Genomic DNA, 14248 nt, shown 5'->3' with positions numbered 1-14248 from the left:
TTGCGCCCCGCGGATCGTCGAAGTTGCTGGCCCGGCGCTCAGCGGCGGTGGTTGGCGACGGGGCTCAGCGCGGCCGGGCGCTTGGCGGCGGTGCACATGTTGTTGTCGGCCGGGCGGGCGCCGAAGAACAGGTCGTCGCCGTCGCGCTTGACCACGTCGTAGTCGGCCGGGCAGTCGGCGCCTGGGTGCTGGCCGAAGCCGGCGCAGCCGGTCTTGAGCACGTCCTGGGCGACGCCGGTGGCGAAGTCGGCGGCGCCGCAGCCGTCGAGCGAATTGAGGTAGTCGCGCAGGCCGTCGACCTCGGGGCGGATCGTCTTGGTGGTGAAGCCGAAGCGGGCCTCCCACGCGCCCTCCACGGCGGTCGAGGGCCGCTCGAGCTCGTAGGGGCCCTCGATGTGGACGGTGACCAGCTTGGTGGCGCAGGCGTCGTCGGCGTGGGTGACGTAGTCGAGCTTCCACGCGGCGTCGTCGATGGCGAAGTCGAGCCGCAGGTACTGCGTCGAGCCGTCGGCCTGCGGGCTCGGCAGGCAGTCGCTGACGTACCGCCCGGCGATGTCGGGGGCGGCCTCGGGGTTGTCGAGGTCGTCGCCGCCGTCGCACCCGTGGGCGCAGGCGAGGGCGAAGGCGGCGGTGAGCAGGGCGGGCGCGAGCAGCTTGGTGGTCGTCATGCCCGCGACTGTGCGCCCGGAGCATGGCATCATGAAGCTCATCGTCGTCATGTCAGCCATGAACGTCATTCATACGTCGGGGATCGATCTGGGCCACCTGCGCGTGCTCGACGTCCTGCTGCGCACCCACAGCACGGTCCGGGCCGCGCGCGAGCTCGGCCTGACGCAGAGCGCGGTCAGCCACGCGCTGCGGCGGCTCCGCGAGGCGCTCGGCGACCCGCTGTTCGTCCGCGTCGGCCGCAAGCTGGCGCCGACCGAGCGGGTGTTGGGGCTGCGCGTGCCGCTGGCCGAGGCGCTGGCGGCGGTGGGGCGGGTGTTCGCGGCCGGCGCGGCGTTCGAGCCGGCGGCGCTCAAGGCCAGCTTCCGCATCATCGCCGCCGACTACGCTGAGCTGGTGGTGCTGCCGCAGCTGCTGGCGGCGCTGGCGAGCGAGGCCCCGGGGGTCGACCTGGTGACGATGGTGGTCGGCGACGCGGTCGAGGACGTGATCCAGCGCGGCGAGGCCGACCTGGCGCTCGGAGCCTCGTTCGCCGAGCGCGGCGGGCTGATGCTGCGCCCGCTGTTCCGCGATCCGTTCGTGGTGGCGATCGCGGCCGAACACGCGCCGGGGCGGCTGACTCTCGAGCGCTATCTGGCGGCCCGCCACGTGCTGGTGGCCCCGCGCGCGCTGCCGGGCGGGGTGGTCGACAACCGCCTGGCGAGCCTCGGCCGCGCGCGCCGGGTGGTGCTGCGCACGCCGTGCTTCCAGACCGCGCTGGCGATCGCGGCTCGCACGGACGTGATGGTGACGGCCCCGCGCAGCCTCGTCGGCGAGTACGCCCGCCACGCGCCGGTGGTGATGTTCCCGCCGCCGCTCGAGCTGCCCGAGGTCCGCTTCGGCGCGCTGTTCTCGGCGTCGCGCCAGGACGACGTGGCCCACAAGTGGCTGCGCGAGCGAGTGGCGGCGCTGTTCCCCGCGAAGCCGCAGCGCAAGCGATGAGCGCGACGCATCGATGAATGAAGTTCAAGGGCGAATCGCCCGCGGCACCGGACGACGCGCTCGGGCGATGGCCGAGCGCGTCGACGGGGGACGGCCCGAACTGCGCGCGCATGCAGGGCCGGATCGACGCAGACGTCCTGGAGGCCGAAGCCCACGAAGCGTCGGGCGACGCCGGCCGCGAAACACGGCCGTCACGCGCGTGACGGCGACCTGCTCGTCGATTGCGAGATCCACCGCGAGTGGTGTCGAACGACCTCTCCTCGCGATGTGCTCACTTCGGACTTCCTGCCCACACGCGCATCACGGGTAAGCCCTGAGTGCTCGCTTTCTGCCCTTCCGGCGCGCTTCGGCGTGCGATAGCATCCGGGCATGAACACGCGGAAGCTCGGGGTTCTTGGGTTGTCGATGGGGTTGCTCGCGTGCGGGAGTGCGAATAGTGGTGAGGCCACCGACGGGACCGCGGGCAGCGAAGGTTCCGCTGGTACGGACGGGCCCGGCGGCAGCGAAGGCTCCGAAGGGCCCGAGGGTCCCACCAGCTCCGCAGGCTCCGAGGGGAGCGGGGATTCCGACGGCCCCGAGCCGCTGCCGCCCGACGACTGCCAGGGCGAAGGCGTCGACAACAGCACCCCGTTCTCGGACACCTACCGCGTGATTCATCTGGCGGACACGACGTTCGAGGGCAAACCGTACCCGATCGTCTCGGCGATGCCGTGGACCTACACGCTGTCGGCGGTCCAGTGCGGCAAGGACTTCCCGGTGGAGGAGACCGAGACTCACTACATCGTCGACAGCGACTTCGAAGTCCCGTACCTCAAGGGCGTGACCGACGAGATCGCGTGGATGCCGGGGGCGAAGAACAAGGGCTGGGCGATCGGCGAAAACGACGACCCGGCGGAGAAGATCGCGGAAAACGGCGGGATGCGGCCGTTCGTCTACCACGTGAACGCGGGCTACGAATACGGCTATTCGACGTACAACCAGGATCCTCTGCCCGACGACCCGATCAACTTCACCGGCTTCCGGCCGACGTGGGTCGTTCACCCCGAGGGCGACAGCTATAAAATGTTCTTCTTGATCCCGGAGGCGCCCGATTCGCAGGGGTTCGAGTGGCCCCGCCACGGGCAGGGCTGGCAGCTCAACTTCGGCCTGTACGTCGATCCCGAGGGCCGGGTCTACGTGCCGAAGCCGGAGCGGGCCACCGTGGCCAACCACGACGACGGCTGGGATGATTATCACGCCTGCGTGACGATCAACCTGGGGAGCGCGCCGGTGCCGACGACGCGCACTCAGTTCCCCGGCAACGAATCCTACTACCCGTCGGAGACCTTCCTGCCCGGGTACGCCTCGGCCGGCGCGCCGGGGCACAAGTACTGGGGGCACAAGGGCCGGCCGATGGAGGAAGTGGCGATCTGGGAGGACGACGGCGCGCCCGGTCTCAACTCGCCCGGGAACTTCCACAAGCCGTACTCGGGCGGCTGCGACCGGGCCGGCTACAACTTCGCCCACGCGGAGGGCTTCACGTGGCCGGAGCTGCGCGCGGCGCGGACGGAGATGGGCGACATCCCGACCCGCGAGCAGTTGTACAAGATCACGCTCTACCGCTACCTCGGGCAGGAGGACAAGACGGAGCTGCTCGGGACGCTGTCGTACGAGCAACAGGCCAATCAGGAGTGGATCCCCACGGGCGAGGGCCCAGAGGTGCATTCGCTCAACGACAAGAACGGCCGCTTCATCGTCAACGGCCCGGTGTTCCAGGACCGCGGCGATCACGTGTTCGCCATCATCGAGGACATCTAGCCGACGACGGCGAAGCGAGGCTGCCGTGAAGAATCTTTTTAAAAACGCCGTGGGCTTGCTGGCGCTCGCTGCCGCGTGCGGCTCGAACCCGGAGCAGTCGTCCGCGAGCGGCTCGACGGCGGCCGGGGATTCGACGTCTGCGGGCGAGCCGACGTCTGCGGGCGAGCCGACGTCGGCGGGGGAGCCGACTTCGGCGGGGGAGCCGACTTCGGCGGGGGAGCCGAACACGGGTGATTGGGACGACCTCGACGAGCCCCACGCGCCGCCGCACCCGCCGGTGGAGCCGGACAACGACGGCGAGCCGACGCGCGGCGGGACGTTGACGTTTACCAACATCGGCGCGCCCGGCTACTGGGGCCGCCGGATCGAGGCAGGGCCCGGCGATCCGCGCTGCGACGTGCAGTCGGAGGTCATCGATTTCGGGTGGGGCGAGGAGTTCTGCTGCCGCACCCGGCACGAGGTGACCTCCGACCAGCTGACGCCGTTCAACGAGCAGCTCCATCTGGTGATCGAGGGGCCGCTGCGGGTGAAGGCGCTGGCAGTGTATCAGCCGCTCGCCGCCAACGACGGTCCGTGGGCGATCCGCTCGTTCTGGGACCGGCGCGCGCCGGACCAGCCGTACAACCTCCACCTCTCGGGCCCGAACGGCGCGCCGGCGTTCGTCGGGGACCTCGGCAACAACTGCGCGTATTATGCGATGCAGGAGCAGCCGTTCCCCTGCGGCCCCGGGAGCGAGCCCTACTGCCCCGGGTCGGCGCTCGACTACTACGGGTGGGCCGGCTCGAAGCTGGTCGTGATGCTGGCGTCGATGCCGTACGCCGACGACCCGGAGCTGCAGCCGCTGAGCTGCATCGGCGACGGCGAGGACGAGCGGGAGCAGGACGCCCCGTGGATCGGGGTGTCGCCGTCCGAGCTCAATCGTGACGGGTGGTCGGGCTATCACCCGTGTCACTGCTTCAACAACACGGACAATGGCCAGCTCGGCGACGGCTGCGGCCAGATCAACGTGTTCGAGGTGATCGCGGAGGCGTCCGGGCCGCAGTGGGGCAACCGCGACATCATCAGCACCGGCATCCGCTCGTATCAGGTGGGGTCGCTGGGCGGGGTGACGTGCGGGATCGAGTCGTGTGGGATCGATCAATTCCCGACCGACGCCGACCTGGTCGACGTGAACAGCCTGACCGCGATGGACCAGGGCGCAGTCATCGACGCCGACGCCCCGGCGATGGCCGCGGGGCCGGCGTGGCGGCGGGCCCAGGACGATCGCTACTATCTGTTCCTGATGGACGAGGGCTCGCGCACGGTGCAGGTCGCGGTGATTCATCCCAGCGAGGTGCCGGCCGCGGCGCAGGCGATCGTGCCGGCGCTGCCCAACGTGATCTCGCGCGCGGTGGTCGACGGATTCTTGGAATTGCGCCTGCCGCAGTGAGGGGCAGGCGCTCGGGCCTCCTTGGCGACGCGATCAGAGGCATTCTCTGGTCACGACAACCTTCTCGGACCACCACCACGACTTCTGCTGAGGATCGGCCGCGTCGTAGTCCAGATCTCCCGGCTTCGTCGAGGCCGTCACACAGTAGGCCTTTGTCGTCTGGCCAGGTTTCCAGGACGACTGGAAATTGAACTCGAGCTCGCCGCTCCCCTTTCCCTTTGGAGAGGCGTCGGAAACCACGAAGTGGGAGGACGCCGGTCCGCAGGCGGGGTCGTTCAGGTCCGACACGCGGACGTGGTACTCACGGTCGCCGAACACGGGGTCGGAGTTGGGCTCCTTGCGGGCACGGATCGTCATGAAGCCGGTGTGCGCGTCCGCGGTGCCGCACAGCTCGAACAGCTCGCCGCCCCCCGGGCCGTTGCCGTCCGCCGTCGAGAAGCTCGAGCACTTGAACTTCGTGACCGTGAACGTGTCCGAGCACGCGTCGACGCACGTACCATCGCTGCAACCGTCCGCGCACGCCTCCTTCAGCCCGCCGACGACGCCGCAGCTGTCGTACCAATACACGTCGCCCTGATGGCACTGGTAGGACGACTCGTCGTTACAGCAGCCGGAGGCGTCGAAGGAACACACTTCGCTGCACACGAGCACTCCCGAGTCGTATCCCTCGCTGATGCAGCTGGCACCGCCGAGCTCGTCGGCGTCGCAGTCTTCGCCGGGGTCGATCATTCCGTCGCCGCAGTCCACCGGGGCTTCCTGGCAGGTGGCGCTCGTGGACGTGTGCTGCACGCACTTCTTGGGCGCCACGCACTCGTCGGCGATTGCTCCGGACGTGCCGCAGGAGTCGGCCCAGTGAACGTCGCCGTCGTGGCAGATCGTGTGGTCCTCGGGCACGCACTGGCCGCCGCTGCCATCGGGCGTGACGATTCGCTGGTCCAGAAGGCAGGCCTCGCCGCCGACCGGGCGCGCCCACAGGCCGACCGGGGCGTCGGAATCGGCGAACCCGTAAGCGCCGAGATCGACGATCTCGGAGAACCCGACCGCGACACCCTCGGGAAAGGCGCCGAACACCGCCTTGTCGTGCACTGCGACGCTCCACTTGTCGATCCCGCCGTCGCACTTCAGCGAGCCCGACACGAACAGCGTGTCATCCGAAATCGACGCTTCGCCCAGCGCGCCCTCGCACTTGCAAGAGACGCAGTTGTCCTTGAGCCACGGGATCGGGTCCTGATACCCCGCCAGGCTGGCGAGGTGGCCTTTGAGCACGCCCTGGGCGGGATATACCCCGGTGTAGATGCTGAAGTGGAGGTGCGGGATCCACCCGCCGTTCTCTTGCTGCGTGCCCAGGACGCCGAGCTCCTGCCCGGCGGCGACCTTCTGACCCACGCTTACGAGGATCGAGGACGGCCGGAGGTGGCCGTAGATCGAGTAGAACGTGGAGTCGTCGACGGGGTTGGTGTGTTCGATCTCGACGAGCCCGCCCCAGGACGACACCTTCCCCGCCGATTTGACCGTGCCCTCGTATACCGAATAGATCGACGTACCCGCCGCGCCCTTCACGTCGTCGCCGGCGTGGTAGAAGCCGCCGCCGACCGGGCTGCCGTGGTGATAGCCGACGAGCTGATAGGGCACGGCCGGCAACTGGTAGCAATCCGACATGAACTCGATGTCGGTACCGCCGCCGCCGTGCGGTTCGCCCTCCAGCGAGCCCTCCTGGAAGAAGTCGTCTTCCACGCACACTCCGTAGACGCACACTCCCGGCGACGCGCAATCGTTCGCGGCCTCGCAGGGTCCGCCCAGGACGACGCCGCTGTCGGCGCTGTTGCAGGCGGCGACGAGCACCGGGAGCCAAACGAGCAGGGAATTCATCGTTCTATCCATGACACACCTCTCCTCTCGTGAGAACACGATCGAGTATTCATGCCGATTCGTCGGCAATCGTTACAGGCAGGTCCGGGTCAGGACGAGCTTGTCGGACCACCACCACGATGTTTGCAAGGGATCGGCCGCATCGAAGCCGGGGTCACCGGGCGTGGTCGATGCGGTCACGCAGTAAGCCTTCTCGGTCTGCTCCGGCAACCAGTTCGACTGGAAGGTGAAGACGAGCTCGTCGGTGCCGATGCCTGTCGGAGCGTCGTCCGAGATGACGAAGAAGTTGGCATCAGGTCCGCAGGGCTCGTCGGCGAAATTCGAGACGCGGACCTGATATGGGCGCTCGCCGAAGGCGCTCTGGTCGCTCTTGCGGGCGCGGATCGTCATGAACCCGGTCTGTAGGTTCGTGGCGCCACACACCTCGAAGAAGTTTCCGCCGCCGGAACCGAGCCCGTCCGCCTCCGAGAATGCAGGGCATTCGAACGACGTGACGGCGTGCGTGTACGTACATCCGACGCACGCGCCCTCGCTGCAGCCGTCCTCGTCGCAGTTCTCGAGTATCTTCGGCTCGATGTCGGAGGTGCACGCGGCCGCCTGGCAGCCGACGTTCTCCTGGTCGGAGAACACGTCGCCATCCTGGCAGTACGGGGCACCCAGCGGACCGCTGGTGCCGCACTCCTCGACGATCGCGCCCGGGACGTCGCAGCTGTCGAACCAGCGGACGTCGCCGTTGTCGCATTGCTGATACGACTCGGGTACGCAAGCGACATCAGTCGTCATGGCGGTCAGCCCGGTGGTGCTAGAACTGGTGAGCGCGGTGCCCTCGCCCTCGCTGCTCTCCACGCTCTCGGAGGTACCGCTCGAGCTCGACGGGTCACCCGGCGACGAGGTCGTCGAGGTCGTCGGCGCGCTGCCGGTGCTACTCGTGCTACCGGCCGAGGACGTGCTGGCCGGCCCGCTCGTATTCATCGAGCCGGAGGTGAAGTCGGTGTCGATGGGCATCAGCGAGACGGGCACGCAGGCGGTCAGGCTCGCGATCAGGAGGCCGGCGCGGGCCCTGGGATGCACGCGAGGGGTCATGTCATCGTAGTCACCCGCGCTCCGAAAATCGGGTCACTTTTTTTTCACGGTCCACTCGATCCCCATCGCACCGCGGACGAGCGGCAGGCCGAGCCGTAGCACCTCGAAACCGTCGACGACCACGCGCGCGGGCGGCGTCATTACATGGACATCGACCCCGGCGTACAGGCGCAGCCGCGGACGCACCCGAGCGGCCAGGCCGATGCCAGCGGTGACGACACCGACTGGCGCCACCTCATCGTGCCCTCGCAACGGGCTGCGCGCCTCTCCCAGCGCCCAGACGAGCGCCGGTCCGCCGCCCACCCGCACGCGTGGCATCACCCGTCGTTCTCCGCGAGGGCTCAGCCCGAACAGAAGCTGTCCGGCGCTCTGACCCACACGGATCGACCCAGCGTCGAGGTGAATCGGCGTCGGCGAGGCCCACGCGAACAGCTCGGCCTGGAGCGACAGCGCTGGGGCGAGCTGCCAGCCGAAGCTCCCCGAGCCGCCCAGCAGGCCGCGGGCGCCGCCGGGTCCGCCGCCAGCGTTCACGGCGACGCCGACCCAGCCGCCTCTGCTGGCGCGTCGCCGGTGCGTGGCCGGTGGCGGCCGCGGCGCGGCGAGAGGGAGATCGATCTCGTCGAGCTCGGGCGTTACCGTCGGCGACCCCCTCGGGGTCTGGAACTCCACGGGCGCTCGCGTCGACCCCTCGCGCGTGAATCCTGGCGCATCGAGTGACGGCGCTGGAGGCACCAGCACGAGCGCGGTGGCCGGCATGGGCTGCACTTCCTCTCCCGGTGGCTGGGACGCGATGGAGTCTCGCAGCTCGGCGAGCCGGTGACTCACGAGCTCGGCGATCTTGAGCGCGGCCATGTTGCCGTCGACCGCGACGAGCCGCTGCGGGCCGAGCGAGCTCTGGCGGAGATCGTCGGCGAACCACGTGACGATATCGTAGGTATCGCCGTGGCGCTCGAGGCGGATGGCCGCGAGCGCCCCCAGTTCGGCGATGGCTCGCTCGACCTCCACATCGTCCGCGCGAGCTTCGAGTTCCTCCACTCGGAGGTCCATCATGCGCAGCTCGTCGCGGGCCCGATCTTCGTCTCGAGGCCGGGCTCCAGGCGTGTGAAACAAGATCACGCCGTCGACAGGCCCTGCGCGCGCCGGCAGCGGAGCGCCCAGCAAAAGCGCGCCGAGAAGTGCAGCGGATGCGCTTTGCCGGACCTCAGTGCGTCTCAATGAGCCTCCGCGCGATCGCTGCGCTGCGACCTTCGGGGTGATGCTGCAGATAATCCCGTGCGGCGGCCTCGGCGCCAGTACGATCGCCGAGGTCGCGGCGGATCGTCATCAGTCGGGCGCGAGCCTCCTCGGCGAGTTCGCCGTGCGGCTGTTCGCGGAGATAGGTCTCGAACCAGCTTGCGGCGACGCTCGGGTCTTCATCGAGCTCGAGCGCGACCCTTCCGAGCAGGAAGGCAGTCCCCTTCGCGCGCGCGACTGCGGGAAAACGGCGGCGCAACGATTGTAGCGCTTCTCGGGCCGGCCTTGCTGCGCGAGCCAATCGAGCGCTGTGCGCCAGTTGATCGAGGTCGTCGGCCGAGAGCCTGTTGATGAGCGAAGCCAGACCTTCGCGCTCAGCCGCCATCAGAGCCCTCGCGTGCGCGCCCTGAGCGGCGAGCTCGCGCCAACCGCTTGTCACTCGGTGTGAAGACGCGGTCTCGTGGGACGGACAGTCGGGCGTCCCGCAACCGTCCGAGAGCGCGGTGGTTGACGGCGGCTGCGTCGAGGTCGACGTCGAAGCGCCCAAGCGGAGCTGCTGACCTGCGGTGAGCAGGGAGCCGTCGCCGCTCCCACCGTCGCGTACGCGCACGCTGCCCTCGCTCACCTCGACGGTCATGACCCGTGCTTGCGGCCGCCAATCGACGGTGAATCTGGTCCCGGTCACCTCGACGGTGTATGGGCCCGCGACGACGAGCCAAATGCGCGCTGTTCCGGGTGTCACCCGCAGCTCGAGTCGGCCATGTTCGAGGTGCAACTGCATCCGCGCGAGGTCGGCGCGGGTCAACTGTGCGAGTGAACCGGGGGCGAGCTCGACCCGGCTGCGATCGGGAAAGTCGAGCGCGAGCGGCTCGTGCTCGGCTCGCAGCCATGCCCCGGCCGCGAACGGGCCCCGCTCGAGGGTCGCAACCGGCGTCGCCTCGCGCGGTGCCTCTCTCCCGAGCCACATCACCAGGAGAGCCACCGCGGCCGTGACCGCCGGAACCATCAACCACAGCCGACCGTGTCCGGACAGACGGGCCTGGAACATGCGGTCCACCGCCCGACGCTGGCGCGCGATCCGGACAGGGCCGGGCTCATCGCCGATGGTGTCGACGACCTCCTGCATCAGTTGGTCGATCGGCTCCATACTATCCCGTCCTCCTCTCTTCGAGGCTGCGCAGGTACTCGGCGAGCACCGGATCGCGCGAGACGAGCCGGGCGAGGCGCTCCTCTGCCGTCTTTAGATCGCGTTTGGCCTTCGACTCGGAGTATCCGCAGGCATCCGCGATCTCTCGTGTGGTGCAGCCTTCGAATTTCTTGAGCGTGAGGGCGAGGCGCTCCAGCTGCGGCAGTTGGTCGAGCACGGCGTACAGCCGGCGGGCGCGCTCGTGCGCCTCCGGCGAAGGTGTCGTGCCGTCTTCGAGATCGGGTAACTCGGGCTCGCGTCGCCACCACAACCAGCGAATGGACCTGTACCGCAGCTCGCGCCGAATCGTGTGATTCGTGACGCCCAGGATCCAGCCCGCAAGATTGTTGGAGTCTTTCACCGACTCCAGGCCCTTGAATACCGCGAGGAAGACGTTCTGGACAAGATCGTCCAGGTCGGTGTCGGGACCGAGGAGCCGGCGAACCCGACGATTGACGATTGCCTGGTAGCGGTCGAAGATCAACCGACCCGCCCGGGGATCGCCCTCCCGGGCCATCTGCAGCAGCTCCTCCGAACTGAGCGGCGATTTTGGGCCCGACGAGGGGGCAATCCGGAGCCGCGGGGTCACGCCAAGGTAGTGCCTCACGACGCCGAAATCGGTCCAGAAAAATGAAGGGCACGCTCTATAGTCAGAATGAACGATGTTCTGCCAGCCTCTCACTGGCTGAGCCGCTGCTCCGCCCATCAGCGCCCGTGTTCGGGCCCTCGCGGCAGCCGCGGCACTCCTCGTCCTCGGCGACTGCGGGTCAACGCTAAGGGCCGGACCTCTGCCACGGATCAGGCTGGTACTCTCGAGACGGCGGGGCTTTTCGCCTCGTCGCCGCGGCCGGCGAGAGCTCGAGCGCTGATCGCTCCCTCATGTTGCGAGGGCTGGGTCCGCGACGACTCCGCAATGAGGTCGGGCGCTCCAACCGCTATTGCCAGAGTCCCCGGAGTGGGGGCGCTACGAATATTCCCTGCCGGGGTGGAACTCGGTCCACAGCAGCTCGTCCTCGTAGACGAAGCCGCTGGCCGAGACCTCCAGGGTGGCGAGACACAGCCGCGCCAGGTGGCCGCTGCTGCTGCTCAGCGACTCGCTCTTGTCGATGAGCGCCTGCACGCGGGTACCGTCGGCGGTGATGCCGGGGGTGAGCGCATCGGCGACGCGCGCACGCGTGGCCTCGTCCACCCGGTCGCCGAGCAGGTCGACGCCGGCAGCGCCGAGGCCGATGCGGAGGTTGCTCTGGCGCCCCGCCGGCGTCGAGGCGATGTGGATCTCGCCGCGGCGGTGGCGTCGAACCGCGCGAGCAGGTCGAGCAGGGCGAGGACCGCCGACAATCCGTCCGGATCGCCGGCGCGCAGCACCCGAGCGAGCTCGGGCAAGAGCACCGGGGCGAGGTCGACGCGTCGACCGGTGGGCTCTGCCGGCTCGTAGGGGCGGGTCAGGACCTCGTAGTCTTCCAGCCACAGCGGCAGGTGGGGAGCCTCGTAGGTCGGCACCGTCACGAGGCGACGATGCTGGTCGTGCGACTTCATCGACTCGTACGAGGGACGAAGGACGTGAGTCGTGAAGTTCCACCACTCCGGCCCGGCCGGCTCGCACCGCGCGTGCTCGAACACATGCGGCATCCCTTCGTGCACGAGCACGATGTCGTTGGTGGTGATGTAGATCAGCCCCGTGATGTATTGCAGCGCGAATGCATCGATCTTCTCGAACACCCCGGCCGGCATCAGGGTCACCGTCCACCAGTCCTTCGTCTCCGGGGAGGTCACGCGCGTGGCGAGCGGCTCGGGCGCCGGTCGCCGATAGGGGCTGTCGCTCTCTGTCGCCGGCGCGGGCGTCGCGGCGGGCGGAGCGGCGGGCGGAGCGACGGGCGGGGAGGGGCCCCGGAGCCAGCGAAGCAGCCGCCCGAACATGCGGACAACATACCCGCGTCCGGGCCGATCCGGAACCATCGCCCCCGGCGGCGCGCCGGCGCTCACAGGACGTTGCGCAGCAGCGCCAGGGCGACCCACACCTCGAGCAGGGCGGTGAGGGTGGCGCTGAGGCGGAGGAGGTCGAACGGGCCGCGCAGCATGCCCACCGCGTGGCCGACCCGCGCGGCCAGGAACAGGCCGCCGGCCCAGCGAATGGTGGCAGCGCAGGCGCCCGATTGTTCATAGAAGAACAGCAGGAGCACGAATGGCAGCACATGCTCGAACGCGTTGGCGTGCGCGCGGATGGCGCGAGTCATGCGTTCGTCGCCGCCGTCGCCGAGCCGGATCTTCAGGCGCATGCGCGTGAGGGAGGTGTTCACGGCCAGCAGCGCGACGAGGAGGAGCAGGAGGGCGGCGAAGACGGGCGTCTCGGTGACCATGGCGGCGAGGGTAGCAGCACCCGAGGCGGGCCCGGCCGGCCGCCCGTATGCGCGATGACGCCTTCACGGGTAGACTCGCGGCCTCGACCGCCATGGACACTGCCACGATCCCCGCCGGTGCCGCCCGCTTCCTCCAACCCAGGGGCCACGTGATCGACGGCCGCGTGGTGCCGCCGACGACCAGCGCGACGCTGCCCGTCGAGGACCCTGCGACCGGCGAGATCTTCGCGCAGATCCCCGCAGGCAGCCCCGAGGACATCGACCGCGCAGTCCGGGCCGCGCGCGCCAGCTTCACCGCCGGGACGTGGTCGCGCGCCGATCCGGCCCACCGCGGGCGGGTGCTGTGGGCGTTCGCGCGGGCGATCCGAGACGAGGCCGAGGCGCTCGCGTGGCTCGAGACGCGCGACAGCGGCAAGCCGATCGCCGAGGCGCGCGCGGACATCGTCGGCACTGCGGAGATCCTCGAGTACTACGCGGGCCTGGCGTCGCAGCTGTTCGGCCAGACCACGCGCGTGCCGGGCAACAGCTTTGCCACGGTGATCCGCGAGCCGGCCGGGGTGGTCGGGCAGATCACGCCGTGGAACTTCCCGCTGTACGTCGGCGCGTGGAAGTTCGCGCCGGCGCTGTGCAGCGGCTGCAGCGTGGTGCTCAAGCCCAGCGAGCTGACCAGCCTGACGATGCTGGCCGCGGCCGAGCTGGCGCTGGCGGCCGGGGTGCCGCCGGGGGTGTTCAACGTGGTCTGCGGCACCGGAGCCGAGGCCGGCGCGCCGCTGGCGGCGCACCGGGACGTCGACGTGCTGGCGTTCACCGGCGGGGCCGTGACGGGGCGCAAGGTGCTGCACGCGCGCGCCGACCGGCTGCGACCGACGCAGCTCGAGCTCGGCGGCAAGTCGCCCAACATCGTGTTCGACGACGCGGACCTCGAGCGCGCCAGCGCGGGCGCGGCGTTCGGCATCTTTTACAATCAGGGCGAGAACTGCAACGCGGGCAGCCGCCTGCTCGTGCAGGCCGGGATCTACGAGCGCTTCGTGGCGCGCCTGGTCGAGCGGGCGCAGGCGATCCGCGTGCTGCCGCCGCTCGACGAGCGCAGCCAGATGGGCGCGCTGATCTCGGCCGCGCAATTGCGCAAGGTCGCGGGTTACGTGGATGTCGGGATCCTCGAAGGCGCGACGCTGCTGTGCGGCGGGCCACCGCCGGCGGAGGGCCACTTCAACCGCGGGTACTGGTATTTGCCGACGGTGCTGGCCGACGTGAAGGCGGAGCATCGCGTGTTTCAGGAGGAGATCTTCGGGCCGGTGGTGACGGTCACGAAGTTCACCGACGACGACGAGGCGATCGCTCTGGCGAACGCGACCGAGTTCGGGCTGGCGGCCGGAGCGTGGACGTCGAGCGTGCAACGGGCGCTGCGCTGCTCGCAGGAGCTGCAGTCGGGCTACGTGTGGATCAACAACTACAACCCGACTCCGGTCGAGGTGCCGTTCGGCGGGGTGAAGTCCTCCGGCTTCGGTCGCGACTGCGGACCGCAGGCGGTCGATACGTACACGACGTGGAAGACGGTGCTGTGGGCGCTGTCGCCGTTCGACGACTGGTACAAGCAATGAGCGAAGCGCTCGCAGAACGCTGATTGCGAGCGGGCGCCGGCGGAGC

Annotated in this window: 14 protein-coding genes; 5 read left to right on the top strand and 9 right to left on the bottom strand. The window is 69.4% G+C overall.

Going from position 1 to position 14248, the window contains the following annotated elements; all coding sequences use genetic code 11:
• Positions 1-38: 38 nt before the first annotated feature.
• Positions 39-668, bottom strand: a complete 630-nt coding sequence (locus OV090_RS09180; RefSeq protein ID WP_267703163.1) for a hypothetical protein — start codon at positions 666-668, stop codon at positions 39-41.
• Positions 669-699: 31 nt separating this feature from the next.
• On the opposite strand from OV090_RS09180, the gene OV090_RS09175 reads away from it, so the two are divergent.
• The 4 genes from OV090_RS09175 to OV090_RS09160 all read left to right on the top strand — a co-directional run bounded on the left by OV090_RS09175 (position 700) and on the right by OV090_RS09160 (position 4873).
• Positions 700-1647 carry a LysR family transcriptional regulator gene (locus OV090_RS09175; protein WP_267703162.1) on the top strand — a complete coding sequence of 316 codons (948 nt, stop codon included), beginning with the start codon at positions 700-702 and terminating at the stop codon, positions 1645-1647.
• 17 nt (positions 1648-1664) lie between these two features.
• Entirely contained in the window at positions 1665-1850 is a 186-nt protein-coding gene (locus OV090_RS09170; protein WP_267703161.1) for a hypothetical protein, read from the top strand.
• A gap of 166 nt (positions 1851-2016) precedes the next feature.
• Positions 2017-3444 carry a hypothetical protein gene (locus OV090_RS09165; protein ID WP_267703160.1) on the top strand — a complete coding sequence of 476 codons (1428 nt, stop codon included), beginning with the start codon at positions 2017-2019 and terminating at the stop codon, positions 3442-3444.
• 25 nt (positions 3445-3469) lie between these two features.
• Positions 3470-4873, top strand: coding sequence for a DUF2403 domain-containing lipoprotein (locus OV090_RS09160; RefSeq protein ID WP_267703159.1), 1404 nt, complete (start codon positions 3470-3472; stop codon positions 4871-4873).
• 33 nt (positions 4874-4906) lie between these two features.
• On the opposite strand, the gene OV090_RS09155 is transcribed toward OV090_RS09160, so the two are convergent.
• From OV090_RS09155 to OV090_RS09120, 8 genes are all read right to left on the bottom strand, one after another.
• Positions 4907-6742, bottom strand: a complete 1836-nt coding sequence (locus OV090_RS09155; RefSeq protein WP_267703158.1) for a M23 family metallopeptidase — start codon at positions 6740-6742, stop codon at positions 4907-4909.
• Between the two features lie 72 nt (positions 6743-6814).
• Positions 6815-7825, bottom strand: a complete 1011-nt coding sequence (locus OV090_RS09150) for a hypothetical protein (protein ID WP_267703157.1) — start codon at positions 7823-7825, stop codon at positions 6815-6817.
• A 33-nt stretch (positions 7826-7858) separates the two neighbouring features.
• Entirely contained in the window at positions 7859-8875 is a 1017-nt protein-coding gene (locus tag OV090_RS09145; RefSeq protein ID WP_267703156.1) for a hypothetical protein, read from the bottom strand.
• 151 nt (positions 8876-9026) lie between these two features.
• Positions 9027-10205, bottom strand: a complete 1179-nt coding sequence (locus tag OV090_RS09140) for a FecR family protein (protein WP_267703155.1) — start codon at positions 10203-10205, stop codon at positions 9027-9029.
• Between the two features lies 1 nt (position 10206).
• The gene (locus tag OV090_RS09135) at positions 10207-10833 is read right to left on the bottom strand and encodes a sigma-70 family RNA polymerase sigma factor (protein ID WP_267703154.1); all 627 of its coding nucleotides are present in this window, start codon (positions 10831-10833) and stop codon (positions 10207-10209) included.
• Between the two features lie 375 nt (positions 10834-11208).
• Positions 11209-11364 (bottom strand): hypothetical protein, encoded by a 156-nt coding sequence (locus tag OV090_RS09130; protein WP_267703153.1) that lies wholly within the window; start codon positions 11362-11364, stop codon positions 11209-11211.
• Positions 11331-12017, bottom strand: a complete 687-nt coding sequence (locus OV090_RS09125; RefSeq protein ID WP_267703152.1) for a hypothetical protein — start codon at positions 12015-12017, stop codon at positions 11331-11333. Before OV090_RS09125 ends, OV090_RS09130 begins: the two co-directional genes overlap by 34 nt.
• A gap of 206 nt (positions 12018-12223) precedes the next feature.
• Complete coding sequence (locus tag OV090_RS09120; RefSeq protein WP_267703151.1) at positions 12224-12601, bottom strand: MAPEG family protein; 378 nt, start codon at positions 12599-12601, stop codon at positions 12224-12226.
• Positions 12602-12693: 92 nt separating this feature from the next.
• Between OV090_RS09120 and OV090_RS09115 the strand changes: the two genes are divergently transcribed.
• Positions 12694-14202 carry an aldehyde dehydrogenase family protein gene (locus tag OV090_RS09115; protein WP_267703150.1) on the top strand — a complete coding sequence of 503 codons (1509 nt, stop codon included), beginning with the start codon at positions 12694-12696 and terminating at the stop codon, positions 14200-14202.
• Positions 14203-14248: the final 46 nt, after the last annotated feature.

It is taken from the genome of Nannocystis sp. RBIL2, assembly GCF_026626745.1.
GTDB lineage: Bacteria > Myxococcota_A > Polyangia > Nannocystales > Nannocystaceae > Nannocystis.
This window is presented reverse-complemented; position numbering and strand designations above follow the sequence as displayed.